This window comes from Paenibacillus sp. CCS19 (assembly GCF_033239625.1).
Classification (GTDB): Bacteria; Bacillota; Bacilli; order Paenibacillales; family Paenibacillaceae; genus Paenibacillus_T.
This window is the reverse complement of record NZ_BTCK01000002.1, coordinates 296,294-317,135: the sequence shown is the minus strand read 5'-3', so window position 1 is coordinate 317,135 and position 20,842 is coordinate 296,294. Positions and strand designations below refer to the sequence as shown.

Here is a 20,842-nt window from a genome sequence, read left to right as displayed (position 1 = left end):
TCACAACATACTCATCTACAAGAAACAGGGCATACCACCTCATGGTGATATGCCCTTGCACTTCGTTTCGTACCCACTCAGCCATATGCGGACTACACAATCGCCTGCCACAAGCCGCCGCCCGGAAGCGGGCATCTGCGCTGCTTCAGCTTGGCGACGACCGGGATAATGCAGCCGCAAGCCTGACAGGTGATGCCGTTCACCAGCTTCGGACAAGTGCTGCATGCCGCGAGCCGTGCCGCATATGCTTCGTCGCTTACACACAGCTCTGGCGACGAGAACATCGGACTAGCCAGCAGCCGCTCTATCTGTGCGTCGGTTACCTTGTACTCCTCGCGGCAGCCTTTGCAGCCGGAATCGCCTGTCGTTCGGTTCATCGCAGCCCGTTCCCGTTACACAAGCTCGAGCGTCGTAACCGACATCGCAGGCAGCGATACGGTCAGCACGCCATCGTTAATCGAGAACTCCGAGAAAGTCTTCGGCTTCACGTTGTCCGGTTGATCGAATGTATTATGCGCATCGATCTTGTCAGCCGTAATCGTCGTTCCTGTTACGGAGAACGAGGCATCTGCCAGGCCGCGAAGGTCGATTGTCACTTCAGCGGATGCCTGATGATTCAGATGGCACAAGCTGATATGAATCTTGCCTTCACCATCTTTCGATGCAGTCGACGTAACGGCCGGAATCTCGCCTTTGCCTTCGAAGCTGTAAGCTCCGCCGTCCAGCTCCAGATCAATCCGTTCCGCGTCTTGGTGCACTTTGTACATATCGAATACGTGATACGTTGGCGTCAGAATCATCGACTCGCCTTCGGTCAGAATGACGGCCTGCAGCACGTTGATCGTCTGTGCAATGTTCGCCATCCGCACGCGTTCGTTATGTTTGTGGAATATATTAAAGTTAATGCCCGCCACAAGCGCATCGCGCAGCGTGTTCTGTTGGTAGAGGAAGCCTGGCACCGTGCCTGGCTCGACATCGTACCAAGTGCCCCACTCATCGACGATGAGGCCGATCCGTTTCGAAGGATCATACTTGTCCATGATTGCGCTGTGGCGCGTGATGAGCTCGTCCATGAACAGCGTTTTGCGAAGCGTCTCGAACCATTCTTCCTCGGAGAAGCCTGTCGCAGACCCCTTGTGCTCCCATACGCCAGGCACCGTATAATAGTGAAGCGTAATGGAATCCATGAAGCGATGCGCTTCGCGCATGAGCACTTCCATCCAGTTGTAATCGTCCACGTTCGGACCGCAGGCGATTCGATGGATCTGGTTGCCGTCATAGTTCCGTACGTAGGTCTGGTATTGGCGATACAGATCCGCATAATACTCCGGACGCATATTGCCGCCGCAGCCCCAATTCTCATTGCCGACGCCGAAGTATTTGACCTTCCATGCTTCTGCATGACCGTTCGCCGTACGAAGCGCCGACATCGGCGATTCGCCTTGGAAGGTCAGATACTCGACCCACTCGGACATCTCTTGCACCGTACCGCTGCCTACATTGCCGTTAATGTACGGTTCGCACTCCAGCTGGCGGCACAGCTCCATAAATTCATGCGTTCCGAAATGGTTGTTTTCAACCACGCCGCCCCAGTGCGTATTGATCATCCGTTTGCGCGATTCGCGTGGTCCGATTCCATCCATCCAATGGTACTCGTCTGCGAAGCATCCGCCAGGCCAGCGAAGAACCGGAATCTTGATCTGCTTGAGCGCGTTCACGACATCATTGCGAATACCGTTCGTATTCGGAATAGAAGAATCTTCTCCGACCCAGATTCCTTCATAAATACATCTGCCTAGATGCTCGGAGAAATGTCCATAAATATTGCGGTCAATCGTCCCGCGGCCAATATCAGCGTTCAATATACCTTTCAGCGCCATGTTGTGCACACTTCCTCTATTTTAAATTCGTACTCTCTATTCTCAATTCGCATTGCTGCAACTGAACAAGCCAAAGGATACCGGCTCTGCATCGGAGCCGGTATCCTCCTTGGCTAACGCCAAGCTAATTTCTCTTCTCATATTCGAAGTATTCGAAATCCGCATGCCCGCCGATCGTCTTCGTCGCGTAATTGAACAAGCCGATGCGGTAGCCCATGAAATGCTGAAGCAAATACTTCATCCGCAGCGGATAACCGATCGGGATCCACGCTTCTCCGTCCGCAGAATAGAAGAAGTGCGCGATGTCGGAGCTTTCTTCGAAGTTGAATACGATTCGCAGATAGATATGATTGCCTTCATATCGAATCTTCTCCACTGCAACCTCTTCGCCATCGTCACCTTTGACACACATCGCGACATAATGCGCGCCTTCCTCACCTGCGAGAATGCCAACCGTACCGTAATAGTGCTGCAATGCCACCAAACCAGCGCGGTCGCCCGGCTTCATGCCGCCGAATTCCATCTTGGTCACACCGCTGCAGGCAGGGCCTTCCGTTCGCTGCGTTAGCGTGTTGCGCGCGAACTCCACGCTGCGTGCCGTATACCCCGTCGTAAGCCGCAAATAGCCAGGACGCTCCGTTACTGACCACAGAGCATGGTCCGGGTTATGGTTCCACTGCCACTGAAGCGCGAGCTTATTGGCTGCGTACTCGAACGAATCGCTCGCCACGAGCGGCTTCGCCTCCTTCTGCGGCAGCGGCACTTCGAACGAATGCGGCACCTTGCCATCGATGCCGAACACCGGCCAATCATCCTCCCAAGATACCGGAACGACGCAAGGAATGCGTCCGACCGAGCCATGGTCCTGGAATAGCACGGCGTACCATTCGCCGGTCGGCGTATCTACAAGTCCACCTTGTGCAACGCCGTTGTTCTGGTAGTCCAAATGATCATCAAGCACGATGCGATGCTCGTAAGGACCCAGAAGCTCACGGGAACGGTAGCATACCTGTCTGCGGCGACCGTTGCCAACGCGAGGCCATTCAATAAAGAACAAATAATAATAGCCGTTAAGCTTGTAGGCATGGCAGCCCTCTGCACGCAGCCCCATTCCTTCGGTCTCGCCCTCTAACAGCAGCTGATTAATGCCGTCCGCCTTCAACGCCTTCGCATCTGCCGTCAGCTCCGCAATACGGATTCGGCCGTTGCCATGGAACACATAGACGCGGCCGTCCTCATCGAATAGTACGCTCGGGTCATGATGCAGTCCTGGGATGACATAGCGCTCCCATGGTCCATTCTCGATATCCGTCGTCTGATAAACGTAATATTGGTTCGTATCAAGACTTGAGAAGCTCAAGTAGAACGTGCCGTCATTGTAGCGCAAGCTCGTTGCCCACGAGCCTTTGCCATAAATGTGCTTACCATCCATCAGATTGTGCATATCGTTATCTTCGAACGTGTCATACGCATAGTTCACGAGCTCCCAATGCATGAGGTCTTCCGATTTCATAATCGGACAACCAGGCATCGAGTGCATGCTGGTACTGGACATATAGTAAGTGGAGCCAACGCGGATGACGCTAGGATCCGGAACATCTGCCCAAATAATCGGGTTCGTAACCGTTGTTGTCGTCTTGATCATTGCGTTCTCCTCCTTCTCGGAAGGGCTGCTACGTTCGATTAAGAACCTGCAACCTCCAGCACATTCCAATACGACTGCTTCGGCTGATGCGCCGTATCGAACAGGAACGGCCAATTCTTCCGCCCTCTTACCGGGAAGCCATCGAGCCACGTATAATCATCTGCCGCACCCCAGAATGTAACGGACGTGATATGCTCGCTGTATTCTTTGAGCACTTGGAAAAATTGCTTGTACCGCTCTGCCTGCAACGCCAACATTTCCTCGGTTGGCGCGACCAGATCCGTACGGCGGTCTTCATGTTGGAACACAGAGACGTCGAGCTCTGTAATATGCAGCTTCACGCCAAGGCTCGCATAACGCTCGATCGCCTCTCGAATCTCGTCAATCGCCGGATGGTATAGGCTCCAGTGCGCTTGCAGCCCAATCCCATGAATCGGCACGCCTTTATCGAGCAGCGACTTCACGAGCGTATAAATTTTCTCCCGCTTCACAGGGTTCGATTCGTTGTAATCGTTGTAGAACAGCAGCGCATCCGGGTCGGCTGCGTGCGCATATTCGAACGCTTTGGCGATGAAGTCTTCCCCGATAATATCGAGCCACTTCGATGGACGCAGCAGCTCATCGCCGTTATCGGACACCGCTTCGTTCACAACGTCCCATGCGTAGATTTCGCCTTTATATCGCGATACAACGGTTTCGATGTGCGATTTCATCCGAGCAAGCAGCGTATCCCGGTCAACTGTACTGCCATCCTCATTCGTAAACATCCATGGCGATGTCTGATTGTGCCACACGAGCGTATGACCTCTGACCCCCATGCCGTTCGACTTCGCGAATGCGACCAGTTGATCTGCGGCATCGAATGTGTATTGATCTTCAGTCGGATGCACGCGCTCGAACTTCATCTCATTTTCTGCCGTAATGCTATTGAAATGATAAGCAAGAAGCTCGCGTTGCGCTTGAATCGTACGCGGATTAACAGCCGCTCCGATCAAGAAGTGCTGTTGGAATGCCTCATGCAGCTTTGCATTCATGGTTACGCCCCCTTAATGTAATGAACATTAGTGACCTGCTAACTGTCTTGCTTATAAAGGTAGTTCAAAAAGCACCTTCTCGGTGCTGAAAACCGCGCTTTTTGAACATGCACTAAAAGTGTAGCCGCCTCGTAGACTCGCAACAACCCTACGAATCATAGTTTGATCCCCTTCGATTTATAGGTACAGTCAGAAGTCTGTTAATATGTGGCAGAATGATTCCGCTCACAGCGAGCCGTACGCAAAAAAACCGCCCCAATGGGCGGCGGTTTACATGGTTTTCGCTAAGCTTCGTTGATCCTGCGTACGTAGATGACATAGCAGCCGCGGTCCTCATCGACCTCCGTCGATGTCGTCAGCATCGAGCCGTGTTCGGAAACTTGAACGATATCCTTCAGCAGCAGACGGATGACTTCGTAATGCGTTCGATATGGCATCGCAGCGAGCAGCCTGCCGCGTTCATTCGGCTTTCTGAATTCGACATGGATACCTCGTCCACGATAATTCACCTCATCGTAGTAAGGCTCATTGCTGCCGGTTGGACGTACGAGCAGAATCTCCTCTCCGTCATTCATTTCATTGGATATAAGCTCATATTGGACGCCGCCAGCGATCAGATACGTACATAGCTGCCTCGCATACATTTCATCGATCCCTGCATCATGTGCACGATAGGCCAGCAGCGGCTCATAGTGTCCGTCGCCATGGTCTATGTAATAGGTCAATCGGTCCATATGCTATCACTCCTTCGTTGGTTCTATTTTACATACATTGGCAAGGGAATTTCCCCTAATCCCGAATCATATATGGTATAACTAGTAAGTAGCATTTCTATTCTATTGCCTTAGGAGATACTTGTTCATGAACAATCGTTTGACCAAAAAAGTTATGCTGAGCATCTCCGGCGCCGCTCTCGCGGCAACGATGACCGGCTGCAGTCAGTCGTATCCCAAGCCTTCAACACCGCCGCCTAACGACGGAACTTGCAAAGAATGGGAATGGAACAGCAAGGACGCCGCTTATCAATGCGACGACCGAGGCTCTTCCCACTACGGCTCCTACTATTATAACAATCGTTACTTCACATCACGCTCCACATTGCGGAGCAGCAGCGACTATCAATCGTACAAGTCGACCCTGAAGCCTAAGAGCTCCGGATTCGGCAAAGGCAGTTCTGTGTTCGGGAGCTGAGATCGCGATGACGAACGACTTCCATCGGCAACGCAGTCGATTCTATGACAGCATACCAGACTATTGGGCAGATTTGTACGGGCAAGAATATTCGCTCTATGACGTGCGCGAGTTGTCCTTGGCAGAGGTGCTGCGCATTCGAGAAGCGACTCATCGGATCGGACATCTATTCGCCAGAACGGCTTCGCTTCTTCGCACTGTCGATGACGACACGCTGCTGAGTCTCGGGTTTCCCGCCGCAGCCTTGTCGTACATCAGATTGCACAAGCTGTCCGTCGAGAGTGTAATTGCCAGACTGGACCTTGTGAAATGCGGCGATACGTACAAATGCATTGAAATCAATGCAGATACCCCGACCTTCATTAAGGAGGTTCATCAGATTAATGGTATCGTCTGCGATCATTTCGACTTGCACAATCCGAATGAGGGCTTCGAGAAGCAGCTCGCCCTTGCGGTAGAAAGAGCGATTGTGGAGAGCCTCGATGGATTAGCGCTCGGCCACACGCCGAATGTCGTGTTCACCGCACATGCCGACCATATCGAGGACTACTACACGACGCAATATTTGATGAGCCTGACGCAGCTGCCGTCTCGTTTCGTTGCACTGGACCAGCTTCAGATTATTCAGGACGACGGTCTGTATGACGATAGAGGAACCCGCATCGACGTGCTGTACCGTCAGACGTTCCCGGTGGAAATTATGCTGGAGGACGCCGATGAGGAAGGCAACCCCATTGGTCAGTGGCTGCTGGAGCTCGTCGAGCAGAACAAGCTGGCCGTTATTAATCCGCCCTCCTCGTTCCTGCTGCAATCCAAAGCCGTACAGGCGGTCATCTGGGGATTGCACGAGGAGCAGAGCCCTTACTTCACAGCGGAGGAGCATGCATGGATCAAGGAGCATTGTCTCCCTACTTATCTAGAAGCAGATACGTTCCTAGAGCGACAATGCTGGCATGTGAAGAAACCGGCTTTCGGCAGAGAAGGCGATACGGTGCAAATTAGGGACGGAAGCGGAAAGGTCGTAACAGAGGATCGGAGCATCACTTACGCGAATCACCTGTCCGTCTATCAACAATACGTCGAGCTGCCGCAAGCGCAATACCGCACAGAGAACGGAGTTCAGCACGGATCCTGTCTAATCGGCAGCTTCCTGATCGGCGGCCGGGCAGGTGCAATCGGGATGCGCATCGGGGACATGATTACGAATAACGGATCCTATTACTTGCCCATCGGCATACGCAAATAAAAGAAGGGATGTTACTGTTTCATGAATAATCAAACGAATTTATATTGGGATTTCATCTCTTATTCACTCGTCGGACTCGCCATTCTGCTCGTCGGCTTGCTGCTGTTCGAGCTCACCACGAAGACGAAGGAGTTCGCCCTCATCTTCCAAGGGAATGCCGCTGCCGGACTGTCGCTCGGCGGAAGACTGGCAGGTCTGGCGATCGTCGTGCGGGCGGCGGCCGAGAATTCGGTGTCGCTGAAGGATATGGTGCTATGGGGAGCGATCGGGGTTCTGGCACTTGTTATTCTATATTACATTACTGAACTGTTCACGCTGTTATTCGGACGCATCCTCAAGGTCAACGTCACATTAAGCTCAGCCGTCGATAACAACAATATTGCGGTCGGACTGCTCATTCTGTTCATCTCCATCAGCGTCGGAATGGTCATTGCCGGCTGCCTGTCTTACTACCCGGAATGAGAACTCTTCAATAGCGACGAGTCCCACCGACGGGGCGAAATAATAGCGGTTTGATAGGGATGAGTAACTCTAGTGTAAATGTTCCGACCGACATGCAATAGGCCATCCACAGGGATGGCCTATTGCATGTTTATCGATACATTTGCACATACCACATTTTGAAACCATGACGCTCATAAAATCCGACTATGCTTCTCCAATCTACGTTAGATGAACCAACGAGTGCATGGGATACACCGTTGGACTCCGCTTCACCAATGATATGGTCGACCAATCGATGTCCGACTCCATCGCCCCTGAAATCGGGGTGGACGTATACTTCGTAGATTTCTAGGAATTGAGCATCTAGTGGGAATACAGGATATTGAGACGTTTGGACTGCACCGTGCGTGTATCCAATAACTAGACCATTCTCTTCAGCAACCCAGAAGTAATTACCTAATCGCTGAGCAATTTTATCCTCTTGGGATGCAGGATATGCAAATGTAACGGCTTCGTCCGACCATTGTTGCGACAAGGCTGCCACTTGAGGTACGTCAAACCTTGTACATTTTCTAATCGTCACCATCGTTATGCCTCCAGACTTCGCATTCTACTGTCTATGCCGAAATCTATTTACCCTCCGACTACAACCCGGTATCTGGAAGCCTGAAGATTGAACATATGCGCATATTTGCCATTAAGCCGCATGAGCTCGTCATGCGAACCTTGCTCGATAATGCGCCCGTTCTCCATCATGTAGATGCGATCCACCATTTTGGTCGTCGACAGTCGATGCGAGATGAAGATAATCGGCCGGTTCTCGGCCTTCTCAAGCATGACCTGATTGAGATGATATTCGCTCATCGGGTCCAGAGCGCTGGAGGGCTCATCCAACAGAATGAGAAGCGTTGGCTTCGCGAACACCCTCGAGATCGCAACCTTCTGCCCTTCACCGCCGGACAGCTCTACGCCCGAATCATCGAACTCCCTCGTAATCGAGGTATCCGTTCCCATGGGCAGCGAGTGCAGCTTATCCCCGAAGCCGCTTTTCTCCAGCGCCAGCCTAGCCTTCTCGGAATCTTCGGGGGAGCAATGCTGCATCAGAACATTCTCGGACAAGGTGGCCGCGAACAACTGATGATCCTGGAATACCGAACTGAACTTCATCCGATAATCATCCAGCTTGAACGAATCGATCGACATGCCGTTCAGCCGTATTTCGCCGGAGCTCGCATCGTACAGACGCATGATCAACTTCGTCAATGTTGTCTTGCCCGCGCCATTATAACCGACAATTGCGATTTTCTCGCCTGGACGAATGGTGAGATCGATGTCTTGAAGGATCGCTGATCCTGACTCGCTATATCGGAATGATACCTTCTTCAATTCTAATCCAGTGAAACGGTCGGGCACTGCCAATGGGTCGTCGGCATCCTTCATCTCATTCGGCTGATCCAGGAAGCTCCTTAATTTCTCGATATACATGCTGTTCTCTTGCATCTCGCTGACCAGCGACGTCAGATATTGCATATTGCCCTTGAGACGCCAACAAGAATTCAGCAATGTAACCGCGCTTCCGTAGCTTAACGTCCCTTTCACCAGCGCCATGAAGACGACGTAGATGACATACAGTCCGCCTAAGATCAATTCGTTGAAGAAATAATCCGATGTGAAATTGATCCAGAACTGCTTCTTCGAATGCTTGCGAACGATTCCGTGCATCTCGTCATGGGTTTGGGAAAATTCTCGAAAGAACTTCTCTTTGATCGAATAGAGACGCAGTTCCTTCGCATAATCGGCCAGGTAGAACAACCGCTTCAAGTAGATTCGTTTGCGATCCTTCTCGTTGAGCTCCATGCGCATAGCGAATCGGACTTTGTTAGCCAACATACTGAAGAGCATGGTCGCCAAGAACGATACCAATATGAACACCAGCCCGAGCTTATCTACGAATAAGAAGAAGCTGACGGACGTCACGATGACCGTGATCGATTTGCAGATGTTCTTGATGTTGTTGATCGTTGCATCGATTCGATTGCGTGCATCGTTGGCGCTCCACACATATTCATTGTAATAAACAGGATCATCATAATTGCTCAGATCCGTCTGAACGGCTTTCGTGTAGAGATCCATTCTAATCTTCTGATACAGCAATTCTTTGCCTTTGGGCTCAACACTTTGAAAATAAATGCTATCCAGTACAAAACAGCCGGCGATGAACAGAACCGTAAGTCCGATATAAAGGGCGACAGTCGAGAAAGAGGTTCCATATTGCACGCTATCGAATACGAACTTAATCAGTAAGACATGCTCGATAAAAATCTCGATTTCTTGGAGGCATGCATACAGACAAGTAAAAATAATATATTTGCGCGAATACATCAATCCGTATTTCATAATAAACCAGTTATTCTGCATGACCCGAGCAAAGCTCTGCTTATTAGGCTTCATGTCGATTCGCCACCTCTACCAGCTCTTCCTGATCTACATATTTCTCTGCCTGCTTCAGGAACAGCTCTGCGTATTTCCCTTGCCGATGCATCAATTCGGTATGCGTGCCTGACTCCTGTATGCTGCCATCCTCCAAATAATAGATTCGATCAGCAAGCATGGCCGATGACATGCGATGCGAAATGATGACAACGGCTTTATCTTCGCAGGCTTCAAGCATGCTTTCGAAAATCTCATATTCCGCGATTGGATCCAATGCGCTCGTAGGCTCATCCAGAATCAGAATTTCAGCGGGCTGCGCAAAAATGCGCGCGATTGCGATTTTCTGAAACTCGCCGCCTGATAGAACGACCCCTTCATCGTCAAATTCCTTCGTTAACATCGTATCGATCCCGCGCGGCAGCGTGGCTACTTTATCGTACACTCTGCTCTTCTTCAGCGCTTCGATCACAAGTTGACGATCCGCCTCGCTCTCCGCTTCGCGCATCAACACATTCTCGGCGATCGTCATCGAGAAGATTCGGAAGTCCTGGAACACCGTTCCGAACATCGCACGATAAGACATCAGATCCAGCTCTTTGATATTGCGACCGTTCAGCACGATTTCTCCCGCAGTCGGATCATACAATCGCATCATGAGTTTGATCAGCGTGGATTTGCCGGCTCCATTATGGCCGACCAACGCGATCTTCTCATTCTTGTTAAGCTCGATCGTAATATTGCTTAACGTTGCCGATTCCGCTCCGCCATAGGTGAATTGCAGATCGCGGAATACCAGTTGCTGCAGTTGCGGCGGGTTAATCATGTTTGGTTCCGTTTGCTCTGGAATCTCCGACTCATAACGAAGAAAAGACTTCAGATTGTCGATAAAGATACCGTTCTTGTTGATTTCTACTACGCTATCGGACATTCGGATAAGCGACCATGCTCCGCTGACCATGGCGGTGCCAAGGACGACGAAAGAGCTGATCGAGATCGACTGCTTTACGATAGCTAGATAAGCGCCGTACAGCAGAACGCCTTGGAAGATGAGTGTAAAGGTGAGGAATATTTTGAAGAAAGAGATTACGCCCGCTCGAATGCGATACTTGTGAATCGTAGCGATGACGCCGTCATATCCCTCTTGATAAGTGCTCCTCAGGACAGAGAAAATCCGGGACAGACGAATCTCCTTGGCATAGTTGGATAAGTAGATGACACGGTTGACATAATCCATTTTCCTTTGGTAAGGCACGAATTCCTCGTTTTGTTTGAATTGCAGACGATTAAGCTTTTTGCCGAAATAGAAATTGCCCACAATCGGAAGCAGCGCGAACAAAACAACCCATGGATCGATAGCATACATGACGGAGAAGATGCTGATTGTTGCGAGGGAAGAGAATATAATTCTCGAGATGCTGTCAAGAACGGCGCTCGTCCGCTTATCGGCCTCTTGAATGGCTTTGGTATATTTGTTATAAAACTCATGATCCTCGAAACACTTCAATTCCACGGTGGAAGCCTTGCGGAATAGGATGAGATACAGCTTCTCATAGATCGTAAGATCGCTGATCGGTTTGAAGCGCTGCACGTACCAATGGTCCAGCAAACTTAGAACGAGCAGCATGGCTAGCGTAATAAGAATGAAATTGACGATTTGCTGAAAGTCTCGTTCCATCGAGATGGACTCGATGATGTACTTCATGAAGTAAACCGCAAAGAATACGTTCGTAAACTGCCTGCAGGCCTGCACAGTGAAATCGATGATGACCCGCTGCGGATGGATGCGCCATGCGAGTTGAAGCACGAATAGATTGTTCGCGATATTCTCTTTCGCATGGTGCAATGCAAGACTGATCTTCCCCAATGTAGTTCCTTCCCCCTCTAGTCTCTAATGTACCTGTGAACAGTAATTGAAATTAGCTGCACCAGTATGTCACAATGTACTACATGGATAAATGGAAAAACAACCCTTCAAAACCTATATTTAACCTTACGAATTATATACAAATAAGGTGCTGTCTGATTGACAGCACCTTTAAACGATTGATATTGCTTCTTATTATAACGACGAAGCCCTACTTGCCTGATAGAGAGCTGACAACCTGTCGGATAACGACAGCAATCCTGTTATAGCAAGGAATAAGATTGTCCGGCTTCTACCTTTATAGACCGGACGCCTTCGCCTGCCCCTCGGATATGACAGACTCCGTTGTGTTCGGCTGTGATCATGGCAGACTTCAGCTTGCCATCCTCCCATGCGAGATCGACTGTGTATCCGCCGCGGGCACGCAGGCCCCGAACATGTCCTTCCCGCCACGCTTCAGGAAGCGCCGGGAGCAGATGAACGATTCCGCCATGGCTTTGAAGCAGCGCTTCAGCAATGCCCGCGGTGCCGCCGAAGTTCCCATCGATCTGGAATGGAGGATGATTATCGAACAAGTTAGGCAAGGTCGAGTGAGCAAGCAAGGCCAGCACATTCTCATGAACCTTGCCGCCATCCTGCAGGCGAGCCCAGAAGTTGATGATCCAAGCACGGCTCCAGCCGGTATGCCCTCCTCCATTAGCAAGCCTGCGCTCCAACGTTACTCTCGCGGCAGCTGCAAGCTCCGGCGTTCCTTCAACGCTGAACTGCTCACCCGGATATAAGCCGAACAGGTGGGATATATGCCGATGACCCGGCTCCATCTCTTCGTAGTCTTCCATCCATTCTTGAATCTGTCCGTGGCGGCCGATGGCTGGCTGCGGGATGCTGTTCAACGCTTCCTGCAGCTGCCATGCGAATCGATCATCGACCTTCAGCAGCTCCGCGCTCTCGATGCAAGCCGTGAACAAGGCGTGAATAATCTGGAAATCCATGGACGCGCCGACGCATAATACACCAGATTCGCCGTTAGGGAGCCTGTACGTGTTCTCCGGCGACACCGAAGGACATGTCACGAGCTGACCATTCGGAACTTCGATCATATAATCCAATAAGAAGGTTGCAGCCTCCCGCATGGTCGGATATACCTTCTCGAGGAATGCTTTATCGCCGCTGTAAGCATAATGCTCCCATAGATGCAGACACAGCCATGCAGCGCCCATCGGCCAGAACGAGGCTGGCATATATAGATCCTGCGGAGCCGTATCCGCCCAAATATCGGTGTTGTGATGGGCCGTGAATCCCCGGCAGCCATACATGACCTGAGCCGTAACGCGTCCTGGCTCTCGCATGCGCTCAATCAGATCGAACAACGGGAGGTGGCATTCGGCCAGGTTGCAATTCTCGGCCAGCCAATAATTCATCTCGGCATTAATATTAATGGTATATTTGCTATCCCATGGCGGGAGGAAGCTGTCGTTCCATATTCCTTGAAGGTTCGCAGGCAGCGAGCCCGGCCTGCTGCATGCAATAAGCAGATACCGACCATATTGGAAGTAGAGCGATACGAGTCCAGGATCATCTTCGCCCTGCTGGACACGTTTCAGCCGTTCATCCGTAGGCAGCTCGATGTGCTTGTCCTCGGATCCGTTCGATAGGCTGAGCTCCACGCGATCGAAGAGTGAGCGATAATCCGCCACGTGCCGCTCCAGCAGCTCTGCGTAACTTCTCTGCGCAGCTGCATCCAACTGCTGTTTGCATAGCGCCTCGGGGTCATCCGAGCGGAAGGTTGTTCCTCCCGCGATCAGCAGCGTTACCTGATCAGCCTTGTCCACGATCAGGTGCTCGCCGATCGTCTTGCAGCTTCCTCCCTCTGCAACGGCTTTCAATATGCCTCGGAATTGTCCGCCGCCTTCGCCCCCGCAGACGCCACGCATCACTAGGCCATCCTGTCCCCAGCTTTCGATGCGCTCCACATAGCGATAATTTCCCCGGTTGAAACGCGCTTTGAAAGAGATGCTGCCCGGCCGGTCAGCAGTCAATCGAACGACAAGCACTTGATCCGGATAGCTGGAGAAATACTCACGCGTATATTGAACTTCGTTACTGACATAACTAACGGTAGCAATTCCGCGCTGAAGATCGAGATTACGGACATATTGTTGAACCTCTTGGCCCTGGTTACTGAAGTAAAGGTCCAGATCGCCAAGCGGCAAGTAATGACGCTGCGCTTCTGGCAATCCTTGCAAAGCCATAGCCGTTAGCTCCTGCGCCTCCGCCAGCCTTCCTGCCATTAATAATTCACGGATTGCGGGAAGGTTCGGCAGCGCATCCGGGTTATTACGATCCCTTGGACCTCCATACCAGACGGAATCCTCATTCAATTGAATCTTCTCATGTCCGACTCTTCCGAATACCATGCCGCCTAGACGTCCGTTGCCAATCGGAAGCGCCTCGTTCCAATTCGCCGCATGCTGTTTATACCAGAGCTTATATTGTTTATTGTCTACCGATGTATGCGTCATTCGAGCTTCACATCTCCATTCATGAAAGGTATGTGCCGATATTCTGTATTCTTTTCTTGGGAGGAATGAAGGGTTATCGATAACTTCCTTCACATAATGATGTTGTATTTCATTATCATGGACATAGACGAGGCGCTGATCCATAGCTTTCACCTCATCGCATTGAACAAATTGTATCGGTTAAACAAGGAGAAAACCACCCTCTATCTTATTGATATATCTCAAATATTATATATCATTCGCCGCTAGTCTTGCGGGGAAAACGTTATTCTTGGCTTGTCGGTTCAACAGCCTGACAATTCACCGATTGACGCCTGTTAACCGATCGGCATTCTTCCAATCTATTGAATTTTTGTGAAGATATCTTTATCATTGGTACATCTTGAAATATGAACGACAATAATAATTCATAGAAATAGGTGACCAAATGGACATCATTGCTGCCAATCACCTGACGAAGTCCTACCGTCAATATCGCCGTTTTCCCGGCTTTATCGGTTCCGTCAGAAGCTTGTTTACGAGGCAGTTCACGGAAGAAACAGCCGTGAACGATATCTCATTCACGATCCGCGAAGGCGAAGCCGTCGGCTATCTGGGCCCGAACGGAGCTGGCAAGTCTACCATGATCAAAATGATGACCGGCATTCTCGTTCCGACCGCTGGCGACATCCAAGTGCTCGGAGCCGTTCCGCACGAAGCCCGCAAAACGAACGCGCGCCAGATCGGCGTTGTCTTCGGCCAGCGAAGTCAACTGTGGTGGGATTTGCCGGTGACGGATTCCTTCGATCTACACAAGACCATCTATCAGATTCCTGAAACGAGATTCAAGGAAAACCTTCAAATGTGCATGGAGCTGTTATCCATCCATGAGTTCGTCGAGAAGCCCGTTCGCCAGCTCAGTCTTGGCCAACGCATGCGGGTGGAGATCGCTATGGCATTGCTGCACGAACCTCGCATTTTATTTCTGGACGAGCCAACAATCGGTCTTGATGTCATGGCGAAGGATCAGATTCGTCATTTCCTGCGCATGGTGAATCGCGAGCGCAAAGTTACGATCCTGCTGACGACTCACGACATGAAAGATATCGAGGAGATATGCCCGCGGATGATTGTCGTGAACAAAGGAACGCTCGTCTACGACGGCTCCGTGGAGGAGCTTCGGGCAAGGCTTGGGAACGAACGGCGCGTCGTCATCGATTTCCGCGAAGATCCAGGGGCGCTCGATATGCCAGGCATCACGCTGCTCCAGGAGGAAGGTCTTCGGAAGACTTATCTCGTTTCACGGAGCGATTCCACCGTATTCGAGCTTGTGAACCGAATTGCTGCCCGGTACCCGGTCGAGGATGCATCGATCGAGAGCGCGGATATCGAGTCGGTCATCCGCCGCTTATATCGCCAGTTGGCCGATGAGGAATCGATCGGCCGACAAATCGGGTAAAGGCGGTGAACGGATGACACCTTATATCCTATTTATGACCAAGTCGTTCACGAGCCAATTAGCCTACCGCTCCGATGTATGGCTGCGGCTGCTCGGGAATTATTTTGCCATATTGATTCAAGTTGAGATCTGGCGCTCCGTTATAGGAAAGGGCGAATCCTTCGGCGTTACGATTGATCAGATGATTACTTACAGCATCCTCAACACGCTGCTCGTCGCGCTTCTCTTGCACGGCATCAGCGGCAAGGTTGACGGCAGTCTCAAATCCGGCAGCATTGCAGTTGAGCTTATCAAACCGCTCTCTTATCCGTTGTACCTATTATTCGATGCGCTCGGCCAAACGCTTTATAAGTTTGTTTTCACTGTCATTCCGTCGTTATTGATTGCTTGGCTGCTATTCGGTATGCTTCCGCCCGCTTCGACGGTTTCTCTCGTCGGATTCGTCGCGGCGCTGCTTATTGCTATGCTGATCTCCTTCCTTCTGGGCTATCTCGTATCGCTCCTTGCCTTCTGGTTCATGAGCCACTTCGCGCTTAGCTGGACGCTCGGCGGAATGATTACGATATTCAGCGGTTCGTTCCTGCCGATCTGGTTCTATGCCCCTGGGTGGGAATTCGCTGCCAGGATGCTGCCGTTCCAATATCTCGGCTATGTACCGGCAGCTATCTATTTGGGCAATATGTCTCACGCTATGTTGTGGCAGACGCTCCTCATAGGGCTAGCCTGGACCATCGGACTGCTGGCGATTGTACAGTGGTTGTGGTCGAGAGCGGTTCGTCGGCTTATCGTGCAGGGCGGTTAAAAAGATGGTCGGAAAGGCGGATCTCTAGCATGACATTTCAATTGTTCGGACAATTAGTCAAGTTGTTAATGAAGGAGAAGATGCAGTACAGGGGAGACTTTCTTCTCTCTGCAGTGGCTCAGATCATCTCTTATGCTGGCGATTATATCGTCATTTATTTATTCATCAAACGCTTCGACACGCTTGCAGGCTGGAACTGGCCGGAAATCGCCCTGCTCTACAGCATCGGACTGTTCACTTATGCATTGGGGGCTTCCTTCTCCTTCGTTCAGATGAGCCAGCTCGAAGGGCAAGTGAGACAAGGGACCTTCGATACGCTGCTCATTAAGCCGGTCAACCCGTATCTCTATCTCGTTAGCAGAGGCTTCAATCTCGCTTACATTGCGCATATTACGATCTCAGGCTCTGTACTGGTTTGGGCGATGTTTCAATTGAATCTGCATTGGACTTGGGTTCAATACTTCTACTTGCTAATTGCTATTATCAGCGGCTCGATGATCCATGCGGGCATCATGACAATGATCGGGGCAATGTCGTTCATCTGGGTGAGGAGCAGCTATCTGTTCTCGCTTTTCTTCCAGCTCAAGAACTTCATTTCCTACCCTTTGCCTGTATTCGGCACCGTCGTTCAGCTTCTGTTAACGGTGGTTGTCCCTTTGGGATTCGTCAACTTCTATCCTGCAGCCTACTTGCTCGACAACGATACAGCTCTGATGCCTGCTTGGGCCATGTGGTTTGTACCGCTTGCCGGTCCTATCGTCTATGGGCTAGGATATCGTTTCTGGATGTTCGGCGCGAATAAGTACCAAGGGGCCGGAGGATAACACGATACAGAAAGGCCATCCCCAGTTGCTACTAGGGATGGCCTTTCGTTATGGTGTCATTCACAAGCAGCTGAGGAGCATACTAAATCACTCCCCTTTTAAACGAACTTTTGACTTCGTTCGCCGTTAAGCTTCATCGCTTCTGTCAGAAGTCTAATAATCTCTTCATATGTCTCAACAGTGGGTGTATTCGCAGGGTCGATGATATCCTGGTACCCATTCTCGACCTTATCCTTCCAATACTCAGCGATTTCTAAGGCGGTCCAATCAAAGCCTGCTGCTAGAGAGGGATCCGCGCCTGCATCCAGAAGGAATTTGACAAGCTCCACATATCCTTGACCAGCTGCATGTTGAAGCAGTGTCATACTGTTGTACTGGTCTTCATCACAGTAGTTGATATCCATTCCATATTTCAGAAACAATTTCACGATTTCAATGGAATCATGAACAAAATCATAGATGGCCGGACCTACAGGACCAACCATAACGGTTGGATCAGCACCTGATTCTAATAATTTGTCGACATCGGCAACTTCATTAGTAATGACAGCATGAACAAGCTGATTTTGTTTTGCCGAGAGAATCCAGACGACATTCAATCCTCCACCGTAAAACTCTACCTTACCTCCGCTTGCCGTTCCGACAAACCGAAGCGGAATATAGGTTGTACCATTATGTATAACAGGTGCCAACGGCATGATCTCTGTTGAATCATTAATTTGGGCAGTAACCGAACCGACGGTTAACGTAATAGTCCGCTCCGAATTCCTGCCCACCACTTGTTGGTGTTCGGCATCCCATTCAACCACCAATCCAAGCTGTGTAAAAATAGAGCGAAACGGTACCATGGTTGTCCCATTTTGCACGTAAGGCGGCGCAGATAAATTTAACTCTTCGTTATCGATAACGATTTTAAAGGTCGGCGTTACTACATTAGCTGCTGCAGCTGCACTGGCGAATGAATTCGCCATAAAGAAAAGAAGAAGCATAAATACAGCGACTTTAATTTTCACAGAGACATATTCCTCCTATTCCAATTAATAATTAGCCAACAGGCTAGCGCGAGCCTACGGGCCTTCATATTCATAAACTGGTAACTCGTCGTGCGGTCTCTATCTGTTTCGTAGATAAATCAACACCGTATAGTTCGCGAGCCCCTCTTTTTGCCAAATATTCTAACGTGTGACCGCTCCCGCAGCCAACCTCTACAATAACCTTACCGCTAATATCGCCCAACAGATTAAGCTCTTCTTCAGAAGGAGAATAGACGCCGTATATTATAGAACTAAACGAACCTTCGAAAAAACTGATCGGCAACTTTATTCCATCCGTCCTTGTTTATCTTTAAACGATCTGTTTCGTTCAACATCTTAACACTCCCCTCCGCATAAATAATGTCTTTCGCCGAGTGCTTTCATCTGATTGCCCATTGCCTGCAGGTCAAATCGGACCTGCAACGGGGTTTCACCAATCCATGCACCAACTTGAATATGGGGGTGTCTGGAGTAACCATTGTTGCCAGCCTTGGCGACAACTTGACCAACAGTAACCATATCGCCTTCCGTAACACGGATATCCATCACATGAGCATAGGTAACCAATACGCCGTCTTCTCTGGCAAATACAATGGAACTCGCTTTTCCTGGTATCAATGTCCCAGGCGAATTAGAGATTGGATTGATATAAACAGATTTCACAACGCCGTCGAATGGGGCAAGCACATCCGCTCCCCAAGTATACCAATCCTCATTGCGCGTACCGTCGCCATCGTACATACGCATCCATCCATCTTTGAATCTAGTAATCATGCAATCTCTGCCTAGTGCATCACCGATATGTTGGTATTGTTCCTCCGGGTGCTCAATGGACTGAAATATATGTTGAAACACAGGATGTTTCACTACTTCCGGTATATTCATCGCCTCCATCCTTTCTTCATTGCTGCAATATCAATCGATATAGATTCGTTTCATGAACTCTTGAGAATCGTTCCCCTATATTCGCCTTATCCTCACCCGTGTAATGCGCGAACACATGGACGGGATATAACTGAGGAATTCGGGACTCAATGGAACCTTTTAGCTCCTTGCCCCCATCCATATAGACTTGGAGATAGGACTCAACCCATGTAAAGCCCATTCTTAGATACCAGTCCTGCACCCATGGATCATCGCGCGTCCAAGCCTCAAGATGCTGAATGCCTAACTTTTGGGCCCGATCAATCGCTTCTACCAACAAGGAATGGCCTATACCTCTCCGTCGATAATCGGGATGCACAGCGATATGCCAGATCATCCCGCCGACTTGCGAGCGATTCGAGCATACACTTCCTGGCGTTGTTTCAAATTCGATATCGATCAACCCTACGATCTCTTCATCGTCCAGCGCGACCAATTCGATTGAAGGATTGGAATAGCGCTCCTTCTCCTTTAGCACATGATCGTAATAAGCCGTATCAAGGAATGCAAGGACTCTGCATCGCAGCCAGCCTGTTTCGTCTTTATTCTCATACGGTCGAATGTGCATCATCAGACTCCTGACACCCGTAATGCTTCATGCGATATGCAGGCATGCACACCTTTGATGCCATTTACGATTTGCGTAATTCTTAGATCAATGACAGCGCTTCCTAGAGCCATTGCTTCAACCCGATGAATACCGTACTGCTCCCTAAGCAGATCCAGCATGCCGTCCAGCGCCTGCACGGCAGCCTCATTTAAATCTTCATGAAAGCCAAACGTTATCCATTCAAGCGGCGTTCTCGCTCGAGGCATCGTAATTGACATCTGGTCATGGATATAAAAGGTTAAGTCCGCCAATTCCATCGGACATTCGATCGCCTGGCAGCTGACTTCCCCATCGCCCTGCAAGGCATGCCCATCGCCTACGGAGAAGAGCGCCCCTTCAACAGGGATTGGCAAAAATAAAGAACTGCCTCTCGTCAGCTCTTTGCAGTCGATATTTCCTCCGCAGAAACGCGGAGGAAATGTTGAATGAGTCCCAGGTTCATCCGGCGGCATTCCCATAACACCCATAAAAGGTTTTAGATCAACCGAGAATATTCGATCTCGGATCGTCGTTTGCCCGATCATTTCCTGAACATCCAGTTTCCAATCTAATGTGATTTCATTGTATTGCATTAAATTTAGTTTCTGGTTTTGCCAATTCGGCCATTGGCCGGCAGATGTAAATCCGCAGGCTCCCGGAACCAGATTGTTGATTTGTACTTCAAGCGTCATTCCGGGCTTAGCGCCATGGATATAGATCGGACCGCACAAAGCGTGCCCCTTATCTGTTTCACGATTTCGTTCCGGGAACTTCATTCTCTTCCCGTTGGTTTGACAATAGTAGCCCCAGCCTCCATCGAGGGTTTGGAATTGCACGGAATCGCCGGAGTTGATCGTTAATGCAGGTTCTATCTCTTTTGAAAATGAGCCATGCAGCGTGCTTCTTTCCGCTCGGAGCTTGTAGATTTCCATCGGTACCTCCTAAATGCATTGTCTCCTCTATACGGTCTTC

20 protein-coding genes are annotated in these 20,842 nt (G+C 50.2%); 6 read left to right on the top strand and 14 right to left on the bottom strand.

The window, feature by feature from the left end; genetic code table 11:
* Window positions 1-92: 92 nt before the first annotated feature.
* The 5 genes from SBI19_RS03445 to SBI19_RS03425 form a co-directional block, all read right to left on the bottom strand.
* A complete protein-coding gene (locus tag SBI19_RS03445) occupies window positions 93-377 on the bottom strand; it encodes a DUF6171 family protein (protein WP_317964956.1) in 285 nt (94 codons plus the stop codon).
* A gap of 15 nt (window positions 378-392) precedes the next feature.
* Window positions 393-1,880: an alpha-N-arabinofuranosidase gene (locus SBI19_RS03440; RefSeq protein WP_317964954.1), complete on the bottom strand. Its 1,488-nt coding sequence runs from the start codon at window positions 1,878-1,880 to the stop codon at window positions 393-395.
* Between the two features lie 124 nt (window positions 1,881-2,004).
* Entirely contained in the window at window positions 2,005-3,525 is a 1,521-nt protein-coding gene (locus tag SBI19_RS03435; RefSeq protein WP_317964952.1) for a glycoside hydrolase family 43 protein, read from the bottom strand.
* Window positions 3,526-3,563: 38 nt separating this feature from the next.
* On the bottom strand, window positions 3,564-4,559 hold the full coding sequence (locus SBI19_RS03430) for an endo-1,4-beta-xylanase (RefSeq protein ID WP_317964950.1): 996 nt from the start codon (window positions 4,557-4,559) through the stop codon (window positions 3,564-3,566).
* 284 nt (window positions 4,560-4,843) lie between these two features.
* Window positions 4,844-5,293 carry an RNA helicase gene (locus SBI19_RS03425; protein WP_317964948.1) on the bottom strand — a complete coding sequence of 150 codons (450 nt, stop codon included), beginning with the start codon at window positions 5,291-5,293 and terminating at the stop codon, window positions 4,844-4,846.
* A 127-nt stretch (window positions 5,294-5,420) separates the two neighbouring features.
* Here SBI19_RS03425 and SBI19_RS03420 point away from each other — a divergent pair, with 127 nt between their 5' ends.
* The 3 genes from SBI19_RS03420 to SBI19_RS03410 are packed head-to-tail and all read left to right on the top strand — an operon-like array spanning window position 5,421 to window position 7,458.
* Window positions 5,421-5,750: an aminotransferase yhxA gene (locus SBI19_RS03420; protein WP_317964946.1), complete on the top strand. Its 330-nt coding sequence runs from the start codon at window positions 5,421-5,423 to the stop codon at window positions 5,748-5,750.
* Window positions 5,751-5,757: 7 nt separating this feature from the next.
* Window positions 5,758-6,996: a glutathionylspermidine synthase family protein gene (locus SBI19_RS03415; RefSeq protein ID WP_317964944.1), complete on the top strand. Its 1,239-nt coding sequence runs from the start codon at window positions 5,758-5,760 to the stop codon at window positions 6,994-6,996.
* Window positions 6,997-7,017: 21 nt separating this feature from the next.
* The gene (locus SBI19_RS03410) at window positions 7,018-7,458 is read left to right on the top strand and encodes a DUF350 domain-containing protein (protein WP_317964942.1); all 441 of its coding nucleotides are present in this window, start codon (window positions 7,018-7,020) and stop codon (window positions 7,456-7,458) included.
* 130 nt (window positions 7,459-7,588) lie between these two features.
* Here the strand turns inward: SBI19_RS03410 and SBI19_RS03405 are convergent, their stop codons facing one another.
* From SBI19_RS03405 to SBI19_RS03390, 4 genes are all read right to left on the bottom strand, one after another.
* Complete coding sequence (locus tag SBI19_RS03405; RefSeq protein ID WP_317964940.1) at window positions 7,589-8,026, bottom strand: GNAT family N-acetyltransferase; 438 nt, start codon at window positions 8,024-8,026, stop codon at window positions 7,589-7,591.
* A gap of 47 nt (window positions 8,027-8,073) precedes the next feature.
* Complete coding sequence (locus SBI19_RS03400) at window positions 8,074-9,891, bottom strand: ABC transporter ATP-binding protein (protein ID WP_317964938.1); 1,818 nt, start codon at window positions 9,889-9,891, stop codon at window positions 8,074-8,076.
* The gene (locus SBI19_RS03395; RefSeq protein WP_317964936.1) at window positions 9,881-11,737 is read right to left on the bottom strand and encodes an ABC transporter ATP-binding protein; all 1,857 of its coding nucleotides are present in this window, start codon (window positions 11,735-11,737) and stop codon (window positions 9,881-9,883) included. Before SBI19_RS03395 ends, SBI19_RS03400 begins: the two co-directional genes overlap by 11 nt.
* A 263-nt stretch (window positions 11,738-12,000) precedes the next feature.
* Window positions 12,001-14,259, bottom strand: coding sequence for a glycoside hydrolase family 95 protein (locus tag SBI19_RS03390; protein ID WP_317964934.1), 2,259 nt, complete (start codon window positions 14,257-14,259; stop codon window positions 12,001-12,003).
* Between the two features lie 427 nt (window positions 14,260-14,686).
* On the opposite strand from SBI19_RS03390, the gene SBI19_RS03385 reads away from it, so the two are divergent.
* The 3 genes from SBI19_RS03385 to SBI19_RS03375 are packed head-to-tail and all read left to right on the top strand — an operon-like array spanning window position 14,687 to window position 17,323.
* The gene (locus tag SBI19_RS03385; RefSeq protein ID WP_317964932.1) at window positions 14,687-15,697 is read left to right on the top strand and encodes an ABC transporter ATP-binding protein; all 1,011 of its coding nucleotides are present in this window, start codon (window positions 14,687-14,689) and stop codon (window positions 15,695-15,697) included.
* Between the two features lie 13 nt (window positions 15,698-15,710).
* Window positions 15,711-16,499, top strand: coding sequence for an ABC transporter permease (locus SBI19_RS03380; protein WP_317964930.1), 789 nt, complete (start codon window positions 15,711-15,713; stop codon window positions 16,497-16,499).
* A gap of 29 nt (window positions 16,500-16,528) precedes the next feature.
* On the top strand, window positions 16,529-17,323 hold the full coding sequence (locus SBI19_RS03375) for an ABC transporter permease (RefSeq protein WP_317964928.1): 795 nt from the start codon (window positions 16,529-16,531) through the stop codon (window positions 17,321-17,323).
* A gap of 98 nt (window positions 17,324-17,421) precedes the next feature.
* Here SBI19_RS03375 and SBI19_RS03370 read toward each other — a convergent pair whose 3' ends face one another.
* The 5 genes from SBI19_RS03370 to SBI19_RS03355 form a co-directional block, all read right to left on the bottom strand.
* Window positions 17,422-18,336: a stalk domain-containing protein gene (locus SBI19_RS03370; RefSeq protein WP_317964926.1), complete on the bottom strand. Its 915-nt coding sequence runs from the start codon at window positions 18,334-18,336 to the stop codon at window positions 17,422-17,424.
* Between the two features lie 70 nt (window positions 18,337-18,406).
* Window positions 18,407-18,559 carry a class I SAM-dependent methyltransferase gene (locus SBI19_RS29550; RefSeq protein WP_350340445.1) on the bottom strand — a complete coding sequence of 51 codons (153 nt, stop codon included), beginning with the start codon at window positions 18,557-18,559 and terminating at the stop codon, window positions 18,407-18,409.
* Between the two features lie 134 nt (window positions 18,560-18,693).
* Window positions 18,694-19,242, bottom strand: a complete 549-nt coding sequence (locus SBI19_RS03365; RefSeq protein ID WP_317964924.1) for a M23 family metallopeptidase — start codon at window positions 19,240-19,242, stop codon at window positions 18,694-18,696.
* A gap of 16 nt (window positions 19,243-19,258) precedes the next feature.
* Entirely contained in the window at window positions 19,259-19,855 is a 597-nt protein-coding gene (locus SBI19_RS03360; protein ID WP_317965010.1) for a GNAT family N-acetyltransferase, read from the bottom strand.
* Complete coding sequence (locus SBI19_RS03355) at window positions 19,852-20,802, bottom strand: acetamidase/formamidase family protein (RefSeq protein ID WP_317964922.1); 951 nt, start codon at window positions 20,800-20,802, stop codon at window positions 19,852-19,854. Before SBI19_RS03355 ends, SBI19_RS03360 begins: the two co-directional genes overlap by 4 nt.
* Window positions 20,803-20,842: the final 40 nt, after the last annotated feature.

What these genes read in the sequence shown, in the direction of transcription:
- SBI19_RS03445 (WP_317964956.1), bottom strand. Translation starts at nt 377, where the DNA reads ATGAACCGAACGACAGGCGATTCCGGCTGCAAAGGCTGCCGCGAGGAG.
- SBI19_RS03440 (WP_317964954.1), bottom strand. Translation starts at nt 1,880, where the DNA reads ATGGCGCTGAAAGGTATATTGAACGCTGATATTGGCCGCGGGACGATT.
- SBI19_RS03435 (WP_317964952.1), bottom strand. Translation starts at nt 3,525, where the DNA reads ATGATCAAGACGACAACAACGGTTACGAACCCGATTATTTGGGCAGAT.
- SBI19_RS03430 (WP_317964950.1), bottom strand. Translation starts at nt 4,559, where the DNA reads ATGAATGCAAAGCTGCATGAGGCATTCCAACAGCACTTCTTGATCGGA.
- SBI19_RS03425 (WP_317964948.1), bottom strand. Translation starts at nt 5,293, where the DNA reads ATGGACCGATTGACCTATTACATAGACCATGGCGACGGACACTATGAG.
- SBI19_RS03420 (WP_317964946.1), top strand. Translation starts at nt 5,421, where the DNA reads ATGAACAATCGTTTGACCAAAAAAGTTATGCTGAGCATCTCCGGCGCC.
- SBI19_RS03415 (WP_317964944.1), top strand. Translation starts at nt 5,758, where the DNA reads ATGACGAACGACTTCCATCGGCAACGCAGTCGATTCTATGACAGCATA.
- SBI19_RS03410 (WP_317964942.1), top strand. Translation starts at nt 7,018, where the DNA reads ATGAATAATCAAACGAATTTATATTGGGATTTCATCTCTTATTCACTC.
- SBI19_RS03405 (WP_317964940.1), bottom strand. Translation starts at nt 8,026, where the DNA reads ATGGTGACGATTAGAAAATGTACAAGGTTTGACGTACCTCAAGTGGCA.
- SBI19_RS03400 (WP_317964938.1), bottom strand. Translation starts at nt 9,891, where the DNA reads ATGAAGCCTAATAAGCAGAGCTTTGCTCGGGTCATGCAGAATAACTGG.
- SBI19_RS03390 (WP_317964934.1), bottom strand. Translation starts at nt 14,259, where the DNA reads ATGACGCATACATCGGTAGACAATAAACAATATAAGCTCTGGTATAAA.
- SBI19_RS03385 (WP_317964932.1), top strand. Translation starts at nt 14,687, where the DNA reads ATGGACATCATTGCTGCCAATCACCTGACGAAGTCCTACCGTCAATAT.
- SBI19_RS03380 (WP_317964930.1), top strand. Translation starts at nt 15,711, where the DNA reads ATGACACCTTATATCCTATTTATGACCAAGTCGTTCACGAGCCAATTA.
- SBI19_RS03375 (WP_317964928.1), top strand. Translation starts at nt 16,529, where the DNA reads ATGACATTTCAATTGTTCGGACAATTAGTCAAGTTGTTAATGAAGGAG.
- SBI19_RS03365 (WP_317964924.1), bottom strand. Translation starts at nt 19,242, where the DNA reads ATGAATATACCGGAAGTAGTGAAACATCCTGTGTTTCAACATATATTT.
- SBI19_RS03355 (WP_317964922.1), bottom strand. Translation starts at nt 20,802, where the DNA reads ATGGAAATCTACAAGCTCCGAGCGGAAAGAAGCACGCTGCATGGCTCA.